The sequence below is a fragment of the Pseudoalteromonas sp. SG44-1 genome (assembly GCF_014164315.1).
Lineage (GTDB): Bacteria > Pseudomonadota > Gammaproteobacteria > Enterobacterales > Alteromonadaceae > Pseudoalteromonas > Pseudoalteromonas rhizosphaerae.
Map to the genome: position 1 here is coordinate 1 of NZ_JACJEW010000304.1, position 251 is coordinate 251.

The 251-nt window shown below is 39.0% G+C and carries 1 pseudogene; it reads left to right on the forward strand.

From position 1 onward, the window contains the following. Positions 1–251, forward strand: a pseudogene (locus H5187_RS24970) (IS3 family transposase); the annotation flags it as partial.

The window sequence follows — 251 nt, forward strand, 5'->3', positions numbered from 1 at the left end:
AAGGGGTATGGATAGCATCCGAGAGTTCGTTTTATCGGGTTATGAAACGTCACCACCTATTAACGCATAGAGAAAAAGTGAAGCCAAACAGGCAGGTAAAAAAACCAAAAGCACTCACAGCAACCAGTGTGAACGAAATTTACACATGGGATATTACATATTTGCCAACAACGGTTAAGGGCGAATTTTTATACTTGTATTTAGTGATGGATATTTTTAGTCGAAAAATTGTGGGATGGCAGGTTCACGAT